Annotated in this window: 1 protein-coding gene; it reads left to right on the forward strand. The window is 52.1% G+C overall.

From position 1 onward, the window contains the following. Nucleotides 1-286 (forward strand): type VI secretion system Vgr family protein (locus tag UC75_RS22135; protein ID WP_228136980.1); only part of this gene is annotated, 286 nt, incomplete at both ends.

Genomic DNA, 286 nt, shown 5'->3' on the forward strand with positions numbered 1-286 from the left:
ACGTGTCGGTGAGATCGTGGTGATTGACTTCTTTGACGGCAACATTGACCGCCCATTTGTGGTGGGGCGTATTCACGAAGCTGAACGTCACCCAACGCAATTCGATCAGAAAGGCCAGCTACCTGACACTAAAAAGCTCAGCGGCATCCGCTCCGAAGAAGTCGATGGCAAAGGCTTTAACCAGCTACGTTTTGATGACACGACAGGCCAGATCAGTGCCCAGCTGCAAAGCAGCCATGCGGCCAGTCAGCTCAACTTGGGTAACTTAAGCCATCCAAAAGACAAG

Source organism: Acinetobacter sp. V2, assembly GCF_001188385.1.
In the GTDB taxonomy this organism is placed as follows: domain Bacteria; phylum Pseudomonadota; class Gammaproteobacteria; order Pseudomonadales; family Moraxellaceae; genus Acinetobacter; species Acinetobacter oleivorans.